The sequence below is a fragment of the Simiduia aestuariiviva genome (assembly GCF_014192475.1).
Taxonomy (GTDB): domain Bacteria; phylum Pseudomonadota; class Gammaproteobacteria; order Pseudomonadales; family Cellvibrionaceae; genus Simiduia; species Simiduia aestuariiviva.
Map to the genome: position 1 here is coordinate 1 of NZ_JACHXZ010000010.1, position 2,991 is coordinate 2,991.

6 protein-coding genes are annotated in these 2,991 nt (G+C 44.0%); all 6 read right to left on the bottom strand.

Annotation, left to right across the window (positions count from 1 at the left end):
• Window positions 1-209: 209 nt before the first annotated feature.
• Window positions 210-521, bottom strand: a complete 312-nt coding sequence (locus FHS30_RS16915) for a hypothetical protein (protein ID WP_183911710.1) — start codon at window positions 519-521, stop codon at window positions 210-212.
• Between the two features lie 131 nt (window positions 522-652).
• Window positions 653-1,006, bottom strand: coding sequence for a hypothetical protein (locus FHS30_RS16920; RefSeq protein ID WP_183911711.1), 354 nt, complete (start codon window positions 1,004-1,006; stop codon window positions 653-655).
• A 58-nt stretch (window positions 1,007-1,064) separates the two neighbouring features.
• Window positions 1,065-1,505, bottom strand: a complete 441-nt coding sequence (locus tag FHS30_RS16925) for a hypothetical protein (protein WP_183911712.1) — start codon at window positions 1,503-1,505, stop codon at window positions 1,065-1,067.
• A 90-nt stretch (window positions 1,506-1,595) separates the two neighbouring features.
• Complete coding sequence (locus FHS30_RS16930; protein WP_183911713.1) at window positions 1,596-1,946, bottom strand: hypothetical protein; 351 nt, start codon at window positions 1,944-1,946, stop codon at window positions 1,596-1,598.
• A 103-nt stretch (window positions 1,947-2,049) separates the two neighbouring features.
• Window positions 2,050-2,436: an ankyrin repeat domain-containing protein gene (locus tag FHS30_RS16935; RefSeq protein WP_183911714.1), complete on the bottom strand. Its 387-nt coding sequence runs from the start codon at window positions 2,434-2,436 to the stop codon at window positions 2,050-2,052.
• Between the two features lie 91 nt (window positions 2,437-2,527).
• Window positions 2,528-2,887 carry a hypothetical protein gene (locus tag FHS30_RS16940; protein ID WP_183911715.1) on the bottom strand — a complete coding sequence of 120 codons (360 nt, stop codon included), beginning with the start codon at window positions 2,885-2,887 and terminating at the stop codon, window positions 2,528-2,530.
• Window positions 2,888-2,991 lie beyond the last annotated feature (104 nt).

Consider the following 2,991-nt stretch of genomic DNA (forward strand, 5'->3'; position numbering starts at 1 on the left):
CGATTCCAGGCATAAACAAGACAACTAAGTTTAATAGCAGGAAGATTATTGAGTATATGTATTTTCTCTTCGGGCTATTCATATTGCTTAACGCCGCCATTTGCGGCAAATTTGGAGTGGTGCGTTTTGCGCTAGCGTAGCGTTAAAGCGCAAAAGGGACCTCGGAAAATTTGTCCAGCCAGCTCTGCTGGCGAGGCAAGATGGCCTTGTTAAGTTTTGACTGCACAGTGCGCACCTTGCCACAACCGTAAAGCCAAAGCTGCCACGCTAAGTGCCAACCCAGAAAAGCCACTTACGGCAACTAATACAACAAGCGGATAAAATACCCACGGAGAAGCATGGCGCCCAATATATACGAAGTAACCCAGAATGAACCGAGCCACCAAAAGCATAAGCTCTACGGCTAAACCACCCAAAAACCAAAGGGTGCCACTCTCTGGATATGCCCAAGAATCTGCTACTTGTCGAGCTTCAGGCAAGCTTGATAATTTAAGCGCGAGCAGGATTAGTACACTGATCATCAGTGCTGTTCCAATTCCTTTTCGCAATATTTATTTCTCGATTCATGGTTTAAAAACTTAACGCCGGTGGCAAGGGCGAGCGAATGCGAGTCCCGCGGCGATAGCCGCGAATTGGCCACCCTTGTTAGAAGTTACTGCTGCCATGTTACTTCAACTTCCTTTTCTTGCGCCGTATCTGGCAACATTATAATTTTGTGGCTGTGCGTGTAGTAATAACCGAGCAACTCTCCTGGTTCGTATTCTTGCTTACCTACCAACTCTTTTAAAGCTACAAAATAGATAAGGATTTCATCAGGCGGACCTCTGTATTGACTAAGCAGCATATTCACTAGTTTTGATGCATTGTCATTTGATAGTTCAGCGAAATTTGGACATACGGAGTACATGATATCCTTATCTTCATATCCTTCTTCTACCACGCTACATCCGTAACAATGGGAGGATACACCGAGCAAAGCTGGAATCAAGAACTGCGCTACTTTCATGATTGACTTCTAACGTCCGCAACAGCCGGGAGCGTAGCGAGTCGGATGCTTGCGCTTGTTAGGCATGCAAATCAATAAAATAAAGGTGCTTTCCAATTTCGCCATTTTCCCACCAACTTTCAAGCTCACCAAATGCCGCCTTGAGTTCTTCCACGACTTCTTCAGGCTTATAACTCCAACTTAAGGTCACAAGCTTATAAAGCATCGGCTTCGGTAAACCAAACCAATTGCTCATGGACCCTCCCCGCTTCCGTTGAAGCCGCCCCCCTTTGCGCCACGCGGTATCAGTAGCTTCTTCTTTTCCGAAATTCACCACAAAATATGGGCGCCAATATTTGTCCCATTGCACTTCAAATACATCTACACCACTTGTCGTCTCTCTTCGAAACTCAACAAAATGAGAGTCGGTAGATTTTTGCTTAATGAAACCGCTTGCCTTTACCCATGGGTAAAAGCTCCTTTTCATCTCATCATTTAGTGGCTTTGCTCTGGATGCCATAAGTGCCTAACGCCCGCCACAAAGGCGAGCAACGATTAGTTGCGAGTCCAGCCGCATCGCGGCGTTTTGGTGGCGCTTGTTATAAGGTTTTTAGATACGTAATTGCACATGACGTATTTTATCCTGATTCTTTGGCCAAATAATAAGGCCATTATCATGAGTGTAATAAAAACCTACGTGATTTTCTTTTGTTAATGATTCCTGAGTAAGAAATTGTTTAGACGTAACAAAATCAATAGTGTATTCATCAGGTGTGAATTCATTTTCTTTGAAAATGGTATATACGATAGTACCTAGGTCGTCGTCATTAATATTTGGCAGATCTGGACACACAACATAAATTTGAGACATTAACTCATCGTATTTAGCAATTTCTGTGCAAGTGTCAGCGAGCGTATTGAATGAAAACAATGCTGCCACTACGAGTAGAACTTTATTCATGTTTGCCTTATAACGCCCGGCTCACGGGAAAATTTTGCTGGCGGCTTTTTTGCCGCGCAGCGCTAAAAAGGTGACAGTAAAATTTTTCCAGTGGAGCCGCTTGTTAAATTCCATTTTTGAATAGCTCCGGACTTATTTCCATGGGAGATACTCCATGGTTATTTTCTTTGTCGGGGTCTGCTCTGGCTTCTAGTAAAACATGAATTAATTTATTGGAAGAATTTGAGTTCATTGTTGCGACCCATAGCGGTGTGTTGCCATTACATTCAGCTGCGGCAATATCTGCACCAAGATCAATTAGTTCTTTTGCAATAATGCTATCGCCTTCCTGTGCAGCAAAATGCAATGGTGACCACCCATTTTTATCTTTCAAATTAACATCTTCACCTGACTCAACAAGCTCCTTCAATATCCTCACCCGATCACCCTCTGGGTAGTCAATACAGAGATAATGAAGTTTAGACCTTTTATATTCGTCGAGTTGGCTCATTGGGCCTCTTTGAATTTAACGCCCGCAGCACACGCGAGCGTAGCGAGTCGAGGCCGATAGGCCGGTGTGACTGCGTTTGTTATGTGCTTTATTAATCGATTCCATGTTTTTTCCTGATAGCCTCCATGCGCTGCTTCGGAGTTACATTCTCTGGATCATCCAATAACTCTCTCAGTGACTCTGCATCATCCTTAGCTTGTGGCAGCGACCCAAATACTCCCATGCATAAAATTAAAGCCATAAAAACCAATACGTCTTTACCACTCATGCCTGGGATTCCGTTCATCGAACGATAATACTCACTAAATAAACACAAGATGCATCCAAGCGCCAACCCTATATGCGAACCCCTTGCAAGCCGCTGAACAATAGTAAAATGCTGTTTTTCAAAATAGGTTCGCAACCAAGCCGAAGCCAACATAAATATTGCGATAAAAATGAACTTATCCATGACTACACATAACGCCGCCAGCAAAGGCGAGCAACTTGTTGCGAGTCCAGTGCGCGAAGCGCACGATTTTGGCTGGCATTGTTAGGCCCTTGTCTTTCGCGGCA